We start from the raw sequence: 18,120 nt of genomic DNA on the forward strand, positions 1-18,120 counted from the left end.
GCCTGATCGCAAATGTGGGCCTGGCTCAGCAGCCGAATCCTCCGCAACCGCAACGGCATCCTCGTGGTGCTCGGCCTGATCACGCTCTTCCTGGGCTGGAACATCCAGTACGCCAAGATGTACTATCGCTACGGCGGCATCCTGCCCAAGAGCGACAGCGCGTACGTGCAGTATGAGCGCCTGCTGAGCCGCTTCAGCGAGGATGGCAACGTGATCGTGCTGGCCCTCGATGACCCGCGGCTCGCCGAATTGGAGCATTACCGCGCCTGGTGGCAACTGGGCACCGACCTGAAAGCGCAGCCCGGCGTCGATTCCGTGTTCTCCGAGGCGCACCTCTTCAACCTGCTGCGCGACGACAGCCTCAAGCGCTTCCGCCTGCAGGCCATTGCGCCGGAACCGCCGGACAGCCAGGCCCAGGTTGACAGCCTGCGGGCGCTGGTGCGGACGCTGAGGTTCTACGAAGGACTGATCTACGACACGGCCCATACGAGCCTGATGATGGTCTTCGTGAACGCCGAGCGCTTCAACAGCGAGCAGCGCGGCGACATGGTGGACCTGATTGATGCGCGCGTGAAGCAGTTCGAGGCTGGGGGCTTCAAGGTGCGGCGCAGCGGCCTGCCCTATATCCGCACGGTGGTCACCGGCCTAACCAAGGCGGAGCTGAGGCTCTTCACCGGCGCCATGCTCGCGGTGGTGGCGGCGCTGCTGCTGCTCTTCTTCAAGAGCTGGCGCGTGATGCTCGTTTGCCTCACCGTGGTGGCGGTGGCCGTGGTGTGGGCTTTGGGCAGCATCGGGCTGCTGGGCTATCCGATCACCATCGTGATGGCGGTGATCCCGCCGCTGATCGTGGTGATCGGCATCCCCAACTGCATCTTCCTCATCAATAAGTACCATCAGGAGTATGTGGCCCACCGCAACCGCGTGAAGGCGCTTGGCCGCGTGGTGTACCGCGTGGGGCGCGCATCATTCATGACCAACACCACCACGGCGGTGGGCTTCGCCTCCTTCGTGCTCACCTACAGCGATACGCTGCGGCAATTCGGCGTGGTGGCCTCGTTGAACATCATGGCCGTGTTCGCGCTCAGCCTGCTGCTGGTGCCCATCCTCTTCAGCTTCCAGGGCGAGCCCAAGGACCGGCACCTGGCCCACCTCGATCGCCGATGGGTGAACCGCGCTACGTCGGGACTCGAGCGACTGGTGCTGCATCATCGCCCGGCAGTGTACACGGTGACCATCGCCATCGCCATCGTCGGGCTCTTCGGCGTCTCACGCCTGCGCAGCGACACCCGCGTGGTCGATGACCTTCCGAAGCACCATGCGATCATGCAGGACATGCGCTTCCTCGAGGAGCGCTTCGGCGGCGTGATGCCCTTGGAGGTGATGGTGGATACGCGCAAGAAGGGCGCCGCGCTGAAAGAGGCCAACCTGAAGCGCTTGTCGCGGCTGCAGGATTCCCTGGCCACGCACCCGGAGCTCTCCCGTTCACTATCCGTGGCCGATGCCGTGAAGTTCATCAAGCAATCGTTCTATGGCGGCGATCCCGACCGGTACGCACTGATCGGCGGAACGGAGAAGACCTTCATCCTGCCCTATCTGGAGCCGGCTGCTGAGCAAGGCGGCGTGGCGCGCGGCTTCATCGATGCCGACAAGCAGACAACGCGCCTCACCGTGCAGGTGGCCGACATAGGCACCACGCGCATGGATCCGTTGCTGAAGGAGCTGCGCGCGCAAGTCGATTCCGTTTTCACCTCGGACCAGTTCGACGCGGTGATCACCGGCACCAGCGTGGTGTTCCTCGAGGGCAGCAAGTACATGGTGAAGAACCTCGCCATCTCGCTGGCCATGGCTGTGGCCATCATTGCCCTGCTGATGGCCATGCTGCTGGGATCGGCGCGCATGATGCTGATCTCGCTCGTGCCGAACATGGTCCCGCTGGTGGCCACGGCGGGCCTCATGGGCTTCATGGATATACCCGTCAAGCCCAGCACCATCCTCGTGTTCAGCGTGGCCTTCGGGATCGCTGTGGATGATGCCATCCATTACCTCGCGCGCTACCGCATGGCCATGCGCACCGGCGCCACGACCATCCGCGAAGCCGCCATCGCCGCCTTGCACGAGGCTGGCGTGAGCATGATGTACACCAGCATCGTGCTCTTCTGCGGCTTCAGCCTCTTCAGCTTCTCGGAGTTCGGCGGCACGCGCGCCCTGGGACTGCTGGTCTCCTTCACCCTGCTCGTGGCCATGCTCACCAACCTTATCATCCTCCCGGCGCTGCTGCTCAGCTTCGAGAAGAGCATCGCCGTGCGAAGCCTCAGCGAACCGCTGCTCGACATCCTGGACGAGGATTCGGACATCGATGTCGCCGAGCTGCAGATCGAAGGCGAAGCCTCTGCTGCCCGGAAGAGCACCATCATCACGGACGAATCGAATTGACATGAAAGGGATCATCCTCGCCGGAGGCTCCGGCACACGCCTGCATCCCCTCACGCTCGCGGTGAGCAAGCAGCTCATGCCGGTCTACGACAAGCCGATGATCTACTATCCGCTGAGCACGCTCATGGCCGCGGGGATACGCGAGATCCTGCTGATCAGCACGCCGCACGACCTGCCCCACTTCCGCAAGCTCCTGGGCGATGGCTCTGCGATGGGATGCGTGTTCACATATGCCGAGCAGGCCGTCCCGAACGGATTGGCGCAGGCCTTCGTGATCGGGCGCGAGCACGTGGGAAGCGACCCCGTGGCGCTCATCCTCGGTGATAACATCTTCTATGGCGGCGGCTTGGGCCGCATGCTCAGCCGCCACACCACGCCCGACGGCGGATTGGTGTTCGCCTACCATGTGAGCGACCCCGAACGCTATGGCGTGGTGGACTTCGACACCGATGGCAAGGTGCTCAGCATCGAAGAGAAGCCGGCGAAGCCCAAGAGCAACTACGCCGTGCCGGGCCTCTATTTCTACGACAACAGCGTGCTCGACATCGCCCGGGACCTGAAGCCCAGCGCGCGCGGCGAGTACGAGATCACCGACGTGAACAAGGAGTACCTGCGGCGCGGCAAGCTGCGCGTGGAGCTCCTCGATCGCGGCACGGCTTGGCTCGACACGGGAACCTTCGCCTCGCTGATGCAGGCCGGGCAATTCGTGCAGGTGATCGAGGAGCGGCAGGGGTTGCGCATCGGCTGCATCGAGGAGGTGGCCTGGAAGAAGGGATGGATCACCGACGAACAATTGGAGGCGCTCGCGCGTCCGCTCACGAAGAGCGGCTACGGGCAGTATCTGCTCTCGTTGCTGAAGCGCTGATCATGCGTACCATTGAGGAGCACCGCGCGGCCGTTGAGGCGCGCATCGCGCAATGGTGCGGCGCCTTGCCGAAGGGCGCTCTCTATGCGCCCATGGATTACCTGCTGCACCTGCCTGCGAAACGCGTGCGGCCCGTGGCCACGCTCATGGCCTGCGAGCTCTTCGGCGGCGACCCGGATGCCGCCCTCGATGCCGCCCTCGGAATCGAGCTCTTCCACAACTTCACCCTGATGCACGATGACATCATGGATGCATCGCCCATCCGGCGCGGGCAGCCCACCGTGCATGTGCGCTGGGGCGCGAACATGGCCATCCTCAGTGGCGATGCCATGCTCGTGAAGGCCTACCAGTGCATGGGTGCCGACGCGCGAGCACTTGCGGCATTCAATTCATGCGCGCTGCAGGTGTGCGAAGGCCAGGAGCTCGACATGGCGTTTGAGAAGGCGAGCTCCGTGACCGCCGAACAGTACATGGGCATGATCCGCCGGAAGACGGCCGTGCTGCTGGCGGGCGCGTTGGAGATCGGCGGCATCAAGGCGGGCTCCAGCGAGCAGCAGCAGCGTATGATCGGTCGCTTCGGCGAGCAGCTCGGCCTGGCCTTCCAGTTGCGCGATGATCACATCGATGCATTCGGTGACCCGGGGGTCACTGGCAAGCAGCGCGGCGGCGACCTGCGTGCGGGCAAGAAGACCTGGCTGCTGATCCGCGGACTGGAGCTGGAGCGCGCGCATGGCGGCGGCGCGCTCACCACGGCTCTCGGCCAATTGAGCATCGCACGCGATGTGGGCGCCATGGTGGAAGCGCTCATCGCCCTTGGCGTGCGTGAGGAATCCGATGCCCTGATCCGCGCGACGGAACAGGAGGCCATGGATGCGCTCGATAGCGTGGCCGTGGCTGACGAACGAAAGGCTCCCCTGCGGAAGCTCGCCATGGGCTTGATGGGCAGGAAGAGCTAGATAGCCTTTGGAGTGTTTACTTAGCCGTAAACACTAATACCATGGTCCCTGTTCTGAAAGTCGCCTCGATATGCATCTGCGTTCTGTTTACCGCAAGCTGCGCTCGACAGGGGATTCAAGTATTCTACACAGCCAACGATCAATTGGAGCTAAAGGATGACCAATGGCTACATGAGAATGATTCCGTGGCCGTCTTGTACAACTTCTATGGTTCTGGAGGATCCATGTCCTTCGTGATCTTCAATAAATCCAATAAACCTCTGTTCATCAACTGGAAGAATTCTGCGCTCATTCTCAATGGCCAGAAAATGCAATATTGGTCGGATGCTGTTGAATTCTCCGGGAGTGCAACAACCAAGTCGACTTCATCGACTCGTACAGTGATGGATTTCGATTGGGCATGGGTGACGCAATCAAGAGCTTCGAGCTCAATAGCGAGCGTCACGACAGGTTCGATGGTTAGGAACGAAATGATCTCTTCACTTCCGCCTCAATCATACATTGGTTTGAAGAAGTACAGGCTGATACCGGAGCTCCTTGACTTTTCGGGAAGCAGTGTGGTTGAGATTGAGGTTAGCAAACCAGATAGGCCTGCTGCAAAAGAGCAAATCCTACAGATGACTTTTTCAAAGCAGAATTCCCCCGCTCTGTTTCGGAACTTCCTACAGCTCTCTTTTTCAGAGGAGATGAAGGACGTATTCTATATTGATGATGAGTTTTGGGTGAACCAGGCGCATGACATGAGATACCGCCAGTTCCAAGGTAAAATGACGCCGGGACAATCTGCAGGGGAGAGAATTTACTCAATGCCCTACAAGAAGCGATCATCATTCTATTGGCGGTACGTTGGAGGTGATCGAGGATTCGAACCGAAACCTGTCGGCGAAAACTGATTGTCCATTACTCGGGTCTGTGCAAGGAGTCCGGCTCTTTGATCCACGCGACGGAACAAGAGGCCATGGATGCGCTCGGTTCAATCGCTGTTGCTGAGGACCGAATGCAGCCCTTGCGCGCATTGGCCCTGGCCCTGATGGGGCGCCAGCGCTGAGCGGTCGTTCAGAGCTCGGTGCCGTAGCGGACGATGCTCATGATCGTGAGCAACGCCGCGAACACCCCGATCAGCAGCGCGGCCATGGCGAAGCCCTTGCCGGCCTGCTCGCGCCTGCGGATGCGCGCGATGCTCCAGCCGGCGAGGATCAAGGTGAGCGCGATGGCTCCGATGAGCAGCCAGAGGTTGGTGCCGAAGCCCAGCGCGATGGTGCCCAGGCCGGAGGCGAATGCAGGCACGGCCAGAGCATTCCATTTCTTGCGGGGCATGATGTTCCCATCCTCTTCCTGCTGGTCGATGGGCGTGAGCCCGGTGGTTGCATCGGGTATGGCCGCGCTCGGATCGCCTTCATCGTTGGCGTGCGCTTCAACCCGCGCAGCGATGAAAGCAATGGCCGGTAATGCAGCGGCCGCGATGGGAGTCCGTTCTTCAACCATGCCTGCAAGGACCGAAGGATCCAAACTGCGGGCTTCCAGATCGCGGATGCGAGTCCTCGGTTCCGATCGCCGGGCCTTCAGATCGATGTGCCAGCCGGTCATGTGCCTGCGGTGCTGCAGTCGCCGCTCTTGAACGGTGCTGCGCGAGCTGCTGCAGGCCATGAGCAGGAGCACCGGGATGAGCAGGACCGTGCGCATGCAGCGAATGTACCCGGCCGAAGCGGCTTACATGTCCATTTCGCCGCCCGTGGTGCCAGGCTCCTGGCGCTGCTGCTGCCGGCGCCGGAAGAGCGAAGTGTTCTGCTCGCCGAATTTCCAGGTGAGCGTCAGGCGCACGAAGCGCATCTCGCGGCGGCGGAAACTCTCCTGGTAGAGCGATGGCGTGTCGATGATGCTGCCCCAGCGCCGCGTGAAGAACACATCGTTCACGCTGAGCAGCAGGCTCACCTTGCGCGTCACGTCGTGGTTCATGCTGAAGTCGATGCCGTACTGCGCGATGCTGCGCCCTTGCGGCTGGATGCGCGGCCCTTCGTACTCGCCGTTCAGCTGCATGTTCCAATCCTTCATGAAGCGCCAGGCCACCATCGCCTTCGCGTTCCAATTGAAGCCCTCATTGCGCGTGCCGCCGTCGCTGGCGCGCAGGGCCACATCGGTGTACTGCAGAGTGCCGCTCAGCGTAAGCTGCAGGCCGGTGAGCGGCTCAAGCTTCACGATGTTCTCCCAACCACCGCTCATGCTGTAGCTGCCGTTCACGAAGGTGTTCAGCAGGAGGGTGGTGTCCGAAGGGAGCGGTGTGGCGTAGCTGGTGATCACGTCCTGCGTATGGCGGCCGAAGAGGCTGGTGAGCCAGGTGCCCTTGTCCTTCAGGAAGGGCAGCAGGTGGTTCACTTCGGCCAGGGTGCTGAGTTCGGGGGCGAGCGCTGGATTCCCGATGCGCACGTTGCGGCTGTCGGCGTACATCACGAAGGGCATGATCTGCCAGAAGTTGGGCCTGCTGATCTTGCGCGAGAGGTTCACCTGCAGCTCGCGCATGCTCTTGTCCCATTTGCGTGAGAGGTAGATCCCGGGGAAGAGCGCCTTCGCGATGTTCTCCGCACCATTGGGGTAACGGTAACTGAAGGTGATGTCCTTGTTGCGCACCACTGTCTCGAACCAGGTCTGCTCGAATCGGAATCCGGCCTGCAGGCCCCAGTGATCGGTGAGCTTGCGCTGCCAATTCACGTAAGCCGCGTTGATGATGTCGGTGATGCAGTAGTCGTTGGTGAGGCTGGTATCGAGCGCGAGTTCGCCCAGCTGTGGAGAGGTCACGTAGGCCAGGAGGAAGGTGTTGTCATCCTTCCAGCTCGATTTGATGCCCAGCTCGAGCTTATTGCGTTCGCCGATCGGTTCCGCCCAATCGGCCTGCAGCGAGAGCTGGTCGTAGCGGCTGCCGCCATTGTTGTCCTGCACCCGCGGGCTGAAGGGCAGGTCGTTCCCGGCGATGTCACGGCTATACTGCGCGAATTGCGCAACGCTATTGCGCCTCCAGGTGTTGTAGGTGAGGTCGGCGCCCCATTCCCGGCCTTCCTTCGGCGCCTTGCGGCGGAAGCCGAGCGTGGTTGTGGCGCTGGCTGATTGCGTTGCGTTGCTGTTGCGCTGTTCCGTGGTGGAGAGCATTTCATTCCCTGCGCCGAGGATCCTGGCATCGAGCTGATCCGAGCCTGCATGCTCGTGAAACCGGATGTTCTGCGAGAGGCTGATCACGTTGCGGTTGGTCACCTGCCAATCGGCGCTGAAGCGGCCGCCATGCATGGTGCGCGCATGGGTGCTGCTGGCATCTTGGTTGAAGTAGCCGGTTGTGATGCCGGCGCTGCGCTCGGTGCGGTCGGTGGTGCCGTCGGTGAGGTTGCGGCTGGTGTTGTGGTTGTAGCTCAGGCCGAAGGTCCACCGGCCCTCTTTCATGTTCAGGTTGAGGCCGGCTTGGTACCGGTTATTGGTGCCCGCGCCGAGCTGCGCCTGCCCGCTGTAGCCCGGCTTGGTGGTCTTCTTGAGCACCACGTTGATGATGCCGCCGGTGGTGTTGGCATCAAAGGCCACGGAGGGGTTGGTGATCACTTCGATTTTCTCGATGTCCTCAGCCGGAATCTGCTCCAGCGTCATGGAAGTGGGCCTGCCGTTCACCAGGATCTGCGGCGATGCCCCGCGCATCTGCACGTTGCCGTCCAGGTCAACGCTGAGGCCGGGCACGTTCTTCATCACATCAACGCCGGTTCCTCCTTGCGCGCTCAGGTCCTTATCCACCGTGAATACGCGCCGGTCAACTTGCATCACCATGGTGGCGCGCTCGGCGGTCACTTCTACATCGCCGAGTTGCTCGGCATCGGGCTTCAGGGTGATGTTTCCCATGTCGAGCTCCAACCGGTCGCGCGTGAGCTGCACCTGTTTCTCGAACGGCGTGTAGCCGATGAAACTGATGGTGACCTTCAGTGGTGGCCCGATGGGGAGCTTGTCCACCGCGAATTCTCCGTTACTGCGCGTGATGGTGCCGCCGATGATGCTATCCTTGGATGCGTGGCGCACGGCCACAGTGGTATACTCGGCGCCTTTGCCTGTGCCGGCATCGATCACGCGCCCGTAAACCCTGCCGATCGCGGGTCCACCGGCCATCCGGCCGGAGGGCGGGGCGCCGGAGGGTCGCTGCGCGATCACGGATGCGGATATGAGCGAAAGGAGTAAGGCGAACGTGCTGCGGATCGGCATGGCTGGCGAAAGTACCGTGCTCGCTCGCGGAAGAGCCGCGAGCGGGATGCGTGGCGACCTGAATGGTTCGATTCGGCAACAGGTTTTCACGCACCGGGAAAAGGAAGGGGCCGCCTCGGATGAGACGGCCCCCTGTTCTGCAGAGTGAGGCTCCCGGCCTAGTAGTCGTCGCGTCCGCCGCGGTCGCTGCGCTCGCGGTATCCGCCGCGATCGCCGCCGCGTCCGCCGCCGCCGTAACCACCGCGGTCACCACCGCCGAAGCCGCCGCGATCGCCGCCCCGGCCACCGCCGAAGCCGCCGCGATCACCCTCGGTGCGAGGACGGGCCTCGTTCACCACCAGGTCGCGGCCGTGGAAATTCTTGCCATTGGTGCCTTCGATGGCCGAGCGGCCAGCGTTGTCATCGGCCATCTCCACGAAACCGAAGCCACGGCTCCGGTTGGTGGCGCGATCCATGATGATCTTGGCCGAGGTCACTTCTCCGAAAGGCTCGAAAAGCTCGCGGAGGTCTTGGTCCCTAACAGTGTAAGGCACGTTGGCGACGTAAATGTTCATGAGTTCTACTGACTGGGTTTTTGTTCGTTTTCGCCTGTGCCGTGGAGGTCTCGCCAAAGAACACCCCGGCCGTTGGGCGGGCCGAATGTAGGCTGAAAACCTTTCGCCGCAAGCCCGTGGCCCGCTTCAGGTCCGCCGGGGCCAACATTCCGAACCATGCATCATGGCGATCCGGGGTCGCTCCGCGCGGATCCGAGCCGGGTGTATTCGCCTTCCGGTTCCCGGAACCAATGCTCATCGAGCCATCCGCGGTCCATCACATCCCAGCGCCTGAAGATGAAGCGATGCGATTCTCCTTGCAGCGTGCCCAAGTCAATGTCCTCCGTGGTGATCAGGGACACCGTGCCCGCTGGTCCGCCCTTCGATGAGAGCAGCAGGCTCTCCACCGGGACCGACCAGAGCAGCTCGATGGCATGGTGCTCTGGACCGAAGAAGGCGCCCGGGATGATTCCCTTGCTCTTGCCTTCGCGGCGCGCCTGCTCGATGCCCGCTTCAATGAGCTGGGTACGCTCCGAGTAATGCGGAGCCATGCGCTCTGCCCCCACCATCCGGTAAAGGAGCGCTGCCGCCAGGAGCCAGGAGAAGCCGGCATGAGCGTGCAGCGAGCGCTTCGCCTCTGAGAACAGCATGATGACCACCCATGCGACCACGCCGAAGTTCACCTGCTCCCGGTAGCGATCGTGGAACCATCCGGGCAGCTTCAGGCTAATGAGCGCATGCATCAGCGCAATGAAGCTGATGAAGAGCAGGACTTCCGCACGCCTTCGCCTCCTGATCAGCGTCGCCGAGGCGGCGATGGCCAGGGCGAGCACATCGGCATAGTGCCGCAAGGCGTAGGCGATCAGCCCCGAAAGCGCGGTCGGGGAGAACGCCTCGGCCACCGCCAGAGGATCACGCGCCTTCAGAATGAACGAGGCACTGTCCTTCTCATAGTCCGAGGCGGTGAGCATGCGAACGGCGATCACGATGGCGAATGCAGACACGAGGATGGTGGCCTCGCGCCGGTTCCTACATGTGCGCTCCATGACCAGCGCGGCCACCAGCAACAGGGAGCCGATCGCATGGCATGAGGCGATCAGTGCGACCATGAGGATCATCGCCAGCAAGCGCCAGGGCTCCGGAACCATCGCGCTCCGTCGCGCAGCGATGAAGAGCACCAGCAGGTCGGCGCCATAGTAAAGCTCGAACACCGGGCAGAGTAGCCCATGGGTGAGGCCGATCAGATGCAAAGCTGCGATGGCCAGCGCAGCCTCGCGGTCGCGGAGCACACGCTGCGCGATCAGCATGCAGGCCCCCATCCAGATCACATTGCTCAGCGAATGCAGCATGATCAGCGCCTTCATCGGCAGGCCTAGCTTCACGCCGAGGAGCGGGATCGCCTGCGCCACGGCCAGCACCCATCGGCCGTGCTCGATGCGGAAGGCGCCTTCGTTGACCACGCGCGCCAGGTAGTAGCCGCTATCGGCGTAGAGGCGCTCATCCGCGAAGCGCCACGCGAAGAGCGCGAGGTAGCCGAGCACGAGCCAGGGCAGCGCGGCCATCAGCCGTTCATTCCAATCGGAATGCGTGCCCGGTGGGTTTGCTGCCATCGCTTCAAAGAAAGGTGAGGGCGGTACTTTTCCACCGTGGCCCATGCTCGATAGCCCGATCGAATACCTCAAGGGCGTTGGTCCGCAACGCGGCGACCTGCTGCGCGCGGAGCTGGGCATAGCCACCTTCGGCGACCTGCTCCAGCATTTCCCTTTCCGCTACATCGATCGTAGCCGTTTCCACACCGTGAAGGAGCTGGCCGCTGCGCCCGAGGAGCATCAGCAGGCGCAGCTGCGCGGCCGCATCTCGGCGCCGAAGCTCATGGGCGAGAAGCAGGCGCGGCGGATCACGGCCACCTTCAGCGACGCCACCGGGACCTTGGAGCTGGTGTGGTTCAAGGGCTTGAAATGGGTGCAGCAGGGATTGAAGCCAGGTGAGGAGTACGTGGTGTTCGGCAAGCCCGGCACCTTCAAGGGCAAGCTGAACATGGCGCACCCGGAGCTCGAGCTCGCCTCGGCATGGGACAGCGGAATCGACGCCGCGCTGCAACCGGTGTACAGCACCACGGAGAAGCTGGTGGCACGCGGGCTCACCAGCCGTGCCCTCTGGAAGCTGCAGAAGGCCCTGTTGCCGCAGGTCGTCGGCGCGCTGCCCGAGACGCTGGTCGCGGAGCAGGTGCAATGGCTCGGCGGCATCACGCGTGAAGAGGCCTTCCGCCAGGTGCATGCGCCCACGGACGCGCAACGGCTCGGTCTCGCCCGCACGCGCTTGAAGTTCGAGGAGCTCTTCTTCATCCAGCTCGGCCTGCTGCGAAACAAGCTGCTCGCGCAGCAGCAGGTGCGCGGCCATGTCTTCGCCGAAGTGGGTGCGAAGCTGAAGACCTTCCATGCGGAGCATCTGCCGTTCGAGCTCACCGGTGCGCAGAAGCGGGTGGTGAAGGAGATACGCAAGGACATGGGCAGCGGCAAGCAGATGAATCGATTGCTGCAAGGCGATGTGGGCAGCGGCAAGACCCTCGTGGGCCTGCTCAGCATGCTCATCGCGCTCGACAACGGATTCCAAGCCGCCCTCATGGCACCCACGGAGATCCTCGCGCAGCAGCACTTCTCCACGCTTTCACGCATGCTCGAAGGCATGCCCGTGGTGGTGCGCCTGCTCACCGGTAGCACCAGGCAGGCCGAACGCAAGAGCATCCTGCAAGCGCTCCGGCTCGGTGAGGTGCACATCATCGTGGGCACGCATGCGTTGCTCGAGGACCGCGTGGTGTTCGATCGCCTCGGCTTGGTGGTGATCGATGAACAGCATCGCTTCGGCGTGGCGCAGCGCGCGCGGCTCTGGGCCAAGAGCGAGGTGCCGCCGCACGTGCTGGTGATGACCGCCACGCCCATCCCGCGCACCCTGGCGATGACGCTCTACGGCGACCTCGATACGAGCATCATCGACGAGCTGCCGCCGGGCCGCAAGCCGATCCGCACCGTGCATCGCTTCGATAGTGCGCGCAATGCGGTGTTCGGATTCCTGGAAGAAGAGCTCGCGAAGGGCCGTCAGGTGTACGTGGTGTACCCGCTGATCGAAGAGAGCGAGAAGAGCGACCTGAAGGATGTGACCGATGGCTTCGAGAGCCTGAGCCGCCGATTCCCTCTGCCGCAATACGCGGTGGGCATCATCCATGGCCGCATGGATCCGGCGATCAAGGACTACGAGATGGCGCGCTTCAAGAAAGGCGAGACGAACATACTGGTGAGCACCACGGTGATCGAGGTGGGCGTGGACGTGCCAAACGCCAGCGTGATGGTGATCGAGAACGCAGAGCGCTTCGGCCTCTCCCAATTGCACCAGTTGCGCGGACGCGTGGGTCGAGGCGCCGAGCAGAGCTTCTGCATCCTCATGACCGGCGACAAGCTCTCCAGCGATGCACGGACGCGCCTTTCCACCATGGTGCGCACCAACGATGGATTCCAGATCGCGGAGACCGACCTGCGCCTGCGCGGCCCCGGCGACCTGCTCGGCACGCAGCAGAGCGGATTGCCGCAATTGCGGATCGCCGACCTGGTGGAGGACCAGGAGCTGCTGCAGCAGGCTAGACAGGCCGCCCAGCGTGTGCTCGACTGGGATCCAGCGCTACGCGCGCCGCAGCATGCACCGATCGCTCGCGCCATCGCCGATCGGAAGCAGCAGGTGGCCTGGGGCCGGATCAGTTGATCGGATCAGGTATCGAGCGCGGCGCGGCGGCGCATTTCCTCCGGGTCCAGCACATGCCTCAGGCAGCCACGAGCGATCAGGTACTGGCCCAGCGCATAGGTGAGCATCACGCTGAAGGGCGCATGATCGATCACGCGCACGAAGCGATGCGTGGCCAGGATGCTGTCCGATGCGATGAAGAGCGCGGCGCCGGCCATCACCATGATGAAGCTCGGAAGGTAGGTGCGGCCGAAGCGAAGCGCAGCGGCGGATCCCATGAGCGCGATCGTGATCGCATAGATGCCCACGGGAACCAGGACGTCGTCATCGACGCTCTGCAGCAAGTCGATGCCGAAGAGCACGCCATAGGTGAGCACCACTGCCGCGATTAGGATGCCGATGAGCAGGCCGGGGCTGTTGCCGCCATCGGCCACGTTCTGCGCGAATCCCAGGGCGTAGCAGATCTGTGCGATCAAGAATGCACCAAGGCCGATGAGGAAGAAGAACTGGTCGATGTGATCGAACATCAAGGCCGCATCGCCGAGGAGCGAGAAGAACAGCCCGGCCTGGATCAGCAGCGTGAAGCGATCGCCATTGCGGCGGCTGTTGAGGTAGAACCAGATGCCAAGCAACACCATCATCAACGGCTTGCACGCATAAACGAGCAGATGCTGTCCGCGCCACTCTCCAAGAATGGCGCCGGCGGTGGCCGCAGCGAAGAGCGCCCCGCTCAACCAATGGTTCCTCAGTGCACGCATGGCTCGGGCGCAAGGTAAATGCGGAGCAGCGCGGAGGTCCCAGCCAGCGAACACATCCATCGCAAGGGCTGATGGACCGGAGGAACGGAACGACCAAGTCACGCAAGCTCTTCACGCCCGCTTCCCATTCAGGGCACATCAATGGGATTGCTTCGCGCCCAACATCGAACACATGCAGACCTTTTTACGCCGCACTCCGCCTCAAGCCTTTGCCTATGGCCTCCTGCTGCTGCTGATCATCTTCGCGATTGCAGCGGCGCGAGGCGGGTGGTGAGCGCGCCATCAAGCGCCTGCTCGCCCCTTCGCCCGATGCTGCCTGCCCCAGCGCACCAGCGCTGCAGCGGAGATACTCACGTATATGGCGTAGAGCGCGGCGTACCACCAAAGTTCGAGCAGCGCGTACAGGATGATGGCCACCAGATCGGCCGCGATCCAATAGGCCCAGTTCTCGAGGATCTTGCGCGCCAGCATCCAGGTCGCCAGCAAGCTGAAGGCCGTTGCGATGCCATCGAGCACCGTGAATTGCGCATCGGGCAGGAGCAGCAAGAGGAAGTTGACCGCACCGGCGAGCAGTAGGCCTCCTACGATCATGGCGGCATGGAACCCGGCAGGTCTGCGCGTGATGGAGAGCTCCTTGCCATTGTGTCGGCCCCACGACCACCAGCCATAGGCGCCCATGGCCATGTAATACGCGCTCAGCGCCGCCTGCGCATAGACCTGTGAATGCAGGAAGAGTGCTACTCCCAGCGCCGACGCGACGAATCCGAAGGCCCATCCGATACGGCGCTCATAGAGCATCAGTACCGTATAGGCCAGGTTGCCGCCGGCGGCCAGGGCTTCAAGCCAATTCCAGTTCACGCCGATGGCTGGGGTTTGCAGGTTGCTAGAATGATGGTTGTGGGTTCTGAGCGCATTCGCAACCATCGACACACTACCTCATCAAGCCAGCACTACACCTGAGCTACATCCCACAATTGCAGCTGGGGCTGAACTCGATCTTGGTGCGCGGGAAGAGCTCGCGGATGCCTTCCATTTCCTCTTCGCTGAATTGGATGCCGCGCAGATCGAGGAAGCGGAGCGCCTCCAACTTATCGAGCTCCTTCGGGAAGTCCGCGAGGTCATTATCCCATAAATCGAGCGAGACGAGCTGCCGCAATTGGCCCAGGCACCTTGGCACGCCAGGTAGCGCATTGCGGCTCAGGTCGAGCCGCTTGAGAGCCCGCCATTTGCAGATGGACTCCGGGAAGGCGCTGAGCTTGTTGCGCGATGCGCGGAACTCCTGCATGCTCTGCAGCTCGCCCATCCATTCCGGGAACTCCTTCAGCTTATTGCCGCTCAGGTCGAGGGAATTCAGGTTGCGCAGCTTTCGCAGGTCCTCCGGCACGGCTTTCAGTTTCTTGCCGCTCAGGTCGAGCTTGAAGACTTTCTCCGGTTCGGCCAAAGCCCGCTCAAGGCTCCTGTAGGTGCGTGTGCTGTCGAGCGCGCCTTGCGTGAGCAATTGCCCCTGCGCAATGAGCGAAGCCAATAGGAGCAGGAGGAGCATGGCCGGTCTCATGCTTCGGTGGGATTGAAGTGCGCCATAGCCATCCGCTTGTCTATGTGAAGCTGGTCCTTCAGAGCTTCCATGCTCTCGAATCGTTGATCGCCGCGGAGGCGGTGGATGAAGCGCACGGTGATGGCCTCGCCGTACAGATCGCGGTCCAACCCGAAGATGTTCACCTCTATGTTGCGTTGCAGGCCGCCGCTCACGGTGGGCCGCTCACCGATATACAGCATGCCCTTGCGATCGCCATCCTTCAAGTAGGCCTCAACTGCGTACACTCCGTTGCCGGGGATGAGCTTGTAAGGATCCGTTGCGCCGATATTGGCCGTGGGATAACCGATGGTGCGGCCTAGCTGATCGCCCTTCACCACCACGCCATGGAGCGGATAGGAATAGCCAAGCAGCTCGTTCGCAGCGGCGACCTCTCCGGCCTGCAGTGCCTGGCGGATCTTGGTGCTGCTCACCTTCACGTGGTCCACCTCTTGGGCCGGTATCTCTTCCACGTCGATGTCATAGGCCTCGCCGAGCTGTCGCAGGAGCACCAGGTCCCCCTCACGGTTGCGGCCGAAGCGATGGTCGTAGCCGATGACGACGGCGCGCGCACCGATGGCGCCCACCAGCACGTCGCGCACGTAGTCGAGCGCGTGCATGCGCGAGAACTGCCGGCTGAAGGGAACTACCAGCAAGTGGTCAAGGCCGGCCGCTTCGAGCAAGGCGCGCTTCTCCTCTTGCGTGCTCAGCAGTTTCAGATCGCCATCACCGGGGAAAAGCACCATGCGCGGGTGCGGGTGGAAGGTGAAGAGCACGCTCTCGCCCTCTTCCTTCTTTGCCCGCGCGATCAGCCGCTCGATGATGGCTCTGTGCCCGCGATGCACCCCATCGAAGGTGCCCGTGGTGAGCACCGGGCGCTTCACGCCCTTGAAATCGTTGATGTCTGTGTGGACGAGCATCGGGTGCGAAGGTCGTTCTAGGAGTGGTTGAGGGCTGGAGGTTGATGAGGGTTGGGAGTTGCTCCAGCCTTCAACCTCCACCCCCCAACCTATGGCTGCGCCCGGACGCTGGCCTCAGTCTCCAACACCTGTTGGCAACCCCCATTTGCCCTTCTGACCGCAAGCCCTACATTCGCGGCCGCAAAACGGGGGCAGCCCCCACAGAACAGCCCAACTCCCTCATGGCCAAGCACATCGGAAAGGTCGTCCAGGTCATCGGACCCGTGGTCGACGTTCGCTTCGAAGGCGGCAACGACCTGCCCAACATCTACGACGCCCTACACATCACCCGTCCGGACGGCAGCATCCTCGTATTGGAGACCCAGCAGCTCATCGGTGAAGACACCGTTCGCGCGGTATCCATGGAGAGCACCGACGGCGTGGCCCGCGACAACCAAGTTGAGGCCATGGGCAAGCCCATCAGCATGCCCGTAGGCGATGCGATCAAAGGCCGCCTCTTCAATGTGACCGGCAATGCCATCGATGGCATGAAGCCGCTGAATACCGGCAAGAGCTATCCCATCCACCGCGAAGCACCGAAGTTCGAGGAACTCACCACCAGCGCTGAGATCCTCTTCACGGGGATCAAGGTGATCGACCTGATCGAGCCCTACGCGAAAGGCGGTAAGATCGGCCTGTTCGGCGGCGCCGGGGTGGGCAAGACCGTGCTCATCCAAGAGCTGATCAACAACATCGCCAAGGGCTACAGCGGATACAGCGTGTTCGCCGGGGTGGGTGAGCGCACCCGCGAAGGCAACGACCTGCTGCGCGAGATGATCGAGGCCGGCATCATCAAGTACGGTGAAGGCTTCAAGCACAGCATGGAAGAAGGCGGCTGGGACCTGAGCAAGGTGGATTACACACAGCTTGAGAGCTCGCAGGCCACCTTCGTTTTCGGGCAGATGAATGAGCCTCCCGGCGCTCGTGCCCGCGTGGCGCTCAGCGGCCTCACCCTCGCTGAGTACTTCCGCGATGGCGATGAGCAGAGCGGCGGCCGCGACATCCTGTTCTTCGTGGACAATATCTTCCGCTTCACGCAGGCCGGCTCCGAAGTATCGGCTCTCCTCGGCCGTATGCCGAGCGCTGTGGGATACCAGCCCACCTTGGCCACCGAGATGGGCGCCATGCAAGAGCGCATCACCTCTACCAAGCGCGGCTCCATCACCAGCGTGCAAGCGGTGTATGTGCCTGCTGATGATTTGACCGATCCCGCACCCGCCACCACGTTCGCGCACTTGGATGCCACCACCGTATTGAGCCGGAAGATCGCCGAGCTCGGCATCTATCCTTCTGTGGACCCCCTGGATAGCACCAGCCGGATCCTGACACCCGCCATTGTGGGCGATCAGCATTACGACTGCGCCCAACGGGTGAAGGCCATCCTCCAGCGCTACAAGGAGTTGCAGGACATCATCGCGATCCTGGGCATGGACGAGCTCAGCGAGGAGGACAAGATGGCCGTGAACCGCGCCCGCAAGGTGCAGCGCTTCCTGAGCCAACCCTTCTTCGTGGCAGAGCAGTTCACCGGCCTCAAGGGCGTGATGGTCCCCATCGAAGAGACCATCAAGGGCTTCAACATGATCCTCGACGGCGAGATGGACGAATACCCCGAGACCGCCTTCAACCTGAAGGGCAACATCGAGGACGTGATCGCTGCGGGCAAGAAAATGCTGGCTGAAACGGCAAAGGCTTAGGGAGGTAAGGTTGAATTGCCGTGAGGGTTGAATGCCCTGTGACACAAGAGCAACCAATAACCTCCAACCGGCAACTGAGATGAAAGTCGAGATAATCACCCCGGATAAAGAGCTCTTCAAGGGCGAGGCCAGCTACGTAGGCGTGCCCGGCGTTGATGGCGGCATGGGCTTCCTGAACAATCACGCGCCATTGATCACCGTGCTCAAGGCAGGTGATGTGACGGTGAAGACCGCGGAAGGCGAGAAGCGCTTCCCGGTGAAGGGCGGTGTGGTGGAGGTGATGAAGAACACGGTGCTGGTGCTCGCGGAGTAAGTCGCCGGATCGATTATGGAACAGACGCGAACGGCGCTCCAAAAGGGCGCCGTTTGGAATTGGATGCGCGGGGAACCACG

Annotated in this window: 15 protein-coding genes; 7 read left to right on the plus strand and 8 right to left on the minus strand. The window is 62.4% G+C overall.

Annotated elements, in window-relative coordinates; translation table 11 throughout:
- Positions 1–12: 12 nt before the first annotated feature.
- From IPM12_05225 to IPM12_05240, 4 genes are read left to right on the plus strand one after another with little or no spacing between them, the layout of a single operon-like run.
- The gene (locus IPM12_05225; GenBank protein ID MBK9147210.1) at positions 13–2,433 is read left to right on the plus strand and encodes an MMPL family transporter; all 2,421 of its coding nucleotides are present in this window, start codon (positions 13–15) and stop codon (positions 2,431–2,433) included.
- Position 2,434: 1 nt separating this feature from the next.
- Positions 2,435–3,298 carry a glucose-1-phosphate thymidylyltransferase RfbA gene (gene rfbA / locus IPM12_05230; protein ID MBK9147211.1) on the plus strand — a complete coding sequence of 288 codons (864 nt, stop codon included), beginning with the start codon at positions 2,435–2,437 and terminating at the stop codon, positions 3,296–3,298.
- Between the two features lie 2 nt (positions 3,299–3,300).
- On the plus strand, positions 3,301–4,254 hold the full coding sequence (locus tag IPM12_05235) for a polyprenyl synthetase family protein (GenBank protein ID MBK9147212.1): 954 nt from the start codon (positions 3,301–3,303) through the stop codon (positions 4,252–4,254).
- A 41-nt stretch (positions 4,255–4,295) separates the two neighbouring features.
- Positions 4,296–5,147: a hypothetical protein gene (locus IPM12_05240; GenBank protein ID MBK9147213.1), complete on the plus strand. Its 852-nt coding sequence runs from the start codon at positions 4,296–4,298 to the stop codon at positions 5,145–5,147.
- 163 nt (positions 5,148–5,310) lie between these two features.
- Here IPM12_05240 and IPM12_05245 read toward each other — a convergent pair whose 3' ends face one another.
- The 4 genes from IPM12_05245 to IPM12_05260 form a co-directional block, all read right to left on the minus strand.
- The gene (locus IPM12_05245; protein MBK9147214.1) at positions 5,311–5,937 is read right to left on the minus strand and encodes a DUF4190 domain-containing protein; all 627 of its coding nucleotides are present in this window, start codon (positions 5,935–5,937) and stop codon (positions 5,311–5,313) included.
- 27 nt (positions 5,938–5,964) lie between these two features.
- A complete protein-coding gene (locus IPM12_05250; protein MBK9147215.1) occupies positions 5,965–8,478 on the minus strand; it encodes an outer membrane beta-barrel protein in 2,514 nt (837 codons plus the stop codon).
- Between the two features lie 158 nt (positions 8,479–8,636).
- The gene (locus tag IPM12_05255; protein ID MBK9147216.1) at positions 8,637–9,032 is read right to left on the minus strand and encodes an RNA-binding protein; all 396 of its coding nucleotides are present in this window, start codon (positions 9,030–9,032) and stop codon (positions 8,637–8,639) included.
- Between the two features lie 161 nt (positions 9,033–9,193).
- Positions 9,194–10,621, minus strand: coding sequence for a hypothetical protein (locus IPM12_05260; protein MBK9147217.1), 1,428 nt, complete (start codon positions 10,619–10,621; stop codon positions 9,194–9,196).
- 43 nt (positions 10,622–10,664) lie between these two features.
- On the opposite strand from IPM12_05260, the gene recG reads away from it, so the two are divergent.
- Positions 10,665–12,764, plus strand: a complete 2,100-nt coding sequence (gene recG / locus IPM12_05265) for an ATP-dependent DNA helicase RecG (protein ID MBK9147218.1) — start codon at positions 10,665–10,667, stop codon at positions 12,762–12,764.
- Positions 12,765–12,769: 5 nt separating this feature from the next.
- Here recG and IPM12_05270 read toward each other — a convergent pair whose 3' ends face one another.
- The 4 genes from IPM12_05270 to IPM12_05285 form a co-directional block, all read right to left on the minus strand.
- Positions 12,770–13,501 (minus strand): lysoplasmalogenase, encoded by a 732-nt coding sequence (locus tag IPM12_05270; GenBank protein MBK9147219.1) that lies wholly within the window; start codon positions 13,499–13,501, stop codon positions 12,770–12,772.
- Positions 13,502–13,783: 282 nt separating this feature from the next.
- Entirely contained in the window at positions 13,784–14,359 is a 576-nt protein-coding gene (locus IPM12_05275; protein MBK9147220.1) for a nicotinamide mononucleotide transporter, read from the minus strand.
- Positions 14,360–14,462: 103 nt separating this feature from the next.
- Positions 14,463–15,044, minus strand: a complete 582-nt coding sequence (locus IPM12_05280; protein ID MBK9147221.1) for a leucine-rich repeat domain-containing protein — start codon at positions 15,042–15,044, stop codon at positions 14,463–14,465.
- Positions 15,045–15,052: 8 nt separating this feature from the next.
- Positions 15,053–15,994, minus strand: a complete 942-nt coding sequence (locus IPM12_05285) for a bifunctional riboflavin kinase/FAD synthetase (protein ID MBK9147222.1) — start codon at positions 15,992–15,994, stop codon at positions 15,053–15,055.
- Between the two features lie 221 nt (positions 15,995–16,215).
- On the opposite strand from IPM12_05285, the gene IPM12_05290 reads away from it, so the two are divergent.
- Both IPM12_05290 and atpC read left to right on the plus strand, forming a co-directional pair.
- Positions 16,216–17,727: a F0F1 ATP synthase subunit beta gene (locus IPM12_05290; protein MBK9147223.1), complete on the plus strand. Its 1,512-nt coding sequence runs from the start codon at positions 16,216–16,218 to the stop codon at positions 17,725–17,727.
- 79 nt (positions 17,728–17,806) lie between these two features.
- Positions 17,807–18,040, plus strand: coding sequence for an ATP synthase F1 subunit epsilon (gene atpC, locus IPM12_05295; protein MBK9147224.1), 234 nt, complete (start codon positions 17,807–17,809; stop codon positions 18,038–18,040).
- Positions 18,041–18,120: the final 80 nt, after the last annotated feature.

This window comes from Flavobacteriales bacterium (assembly GCA_016716605.1).
GTDB lineage: Bacteria > Bacteroidota > Bacteroidia > Flavobacteriales_F > PHOS-HE28 > PHOS-HE28.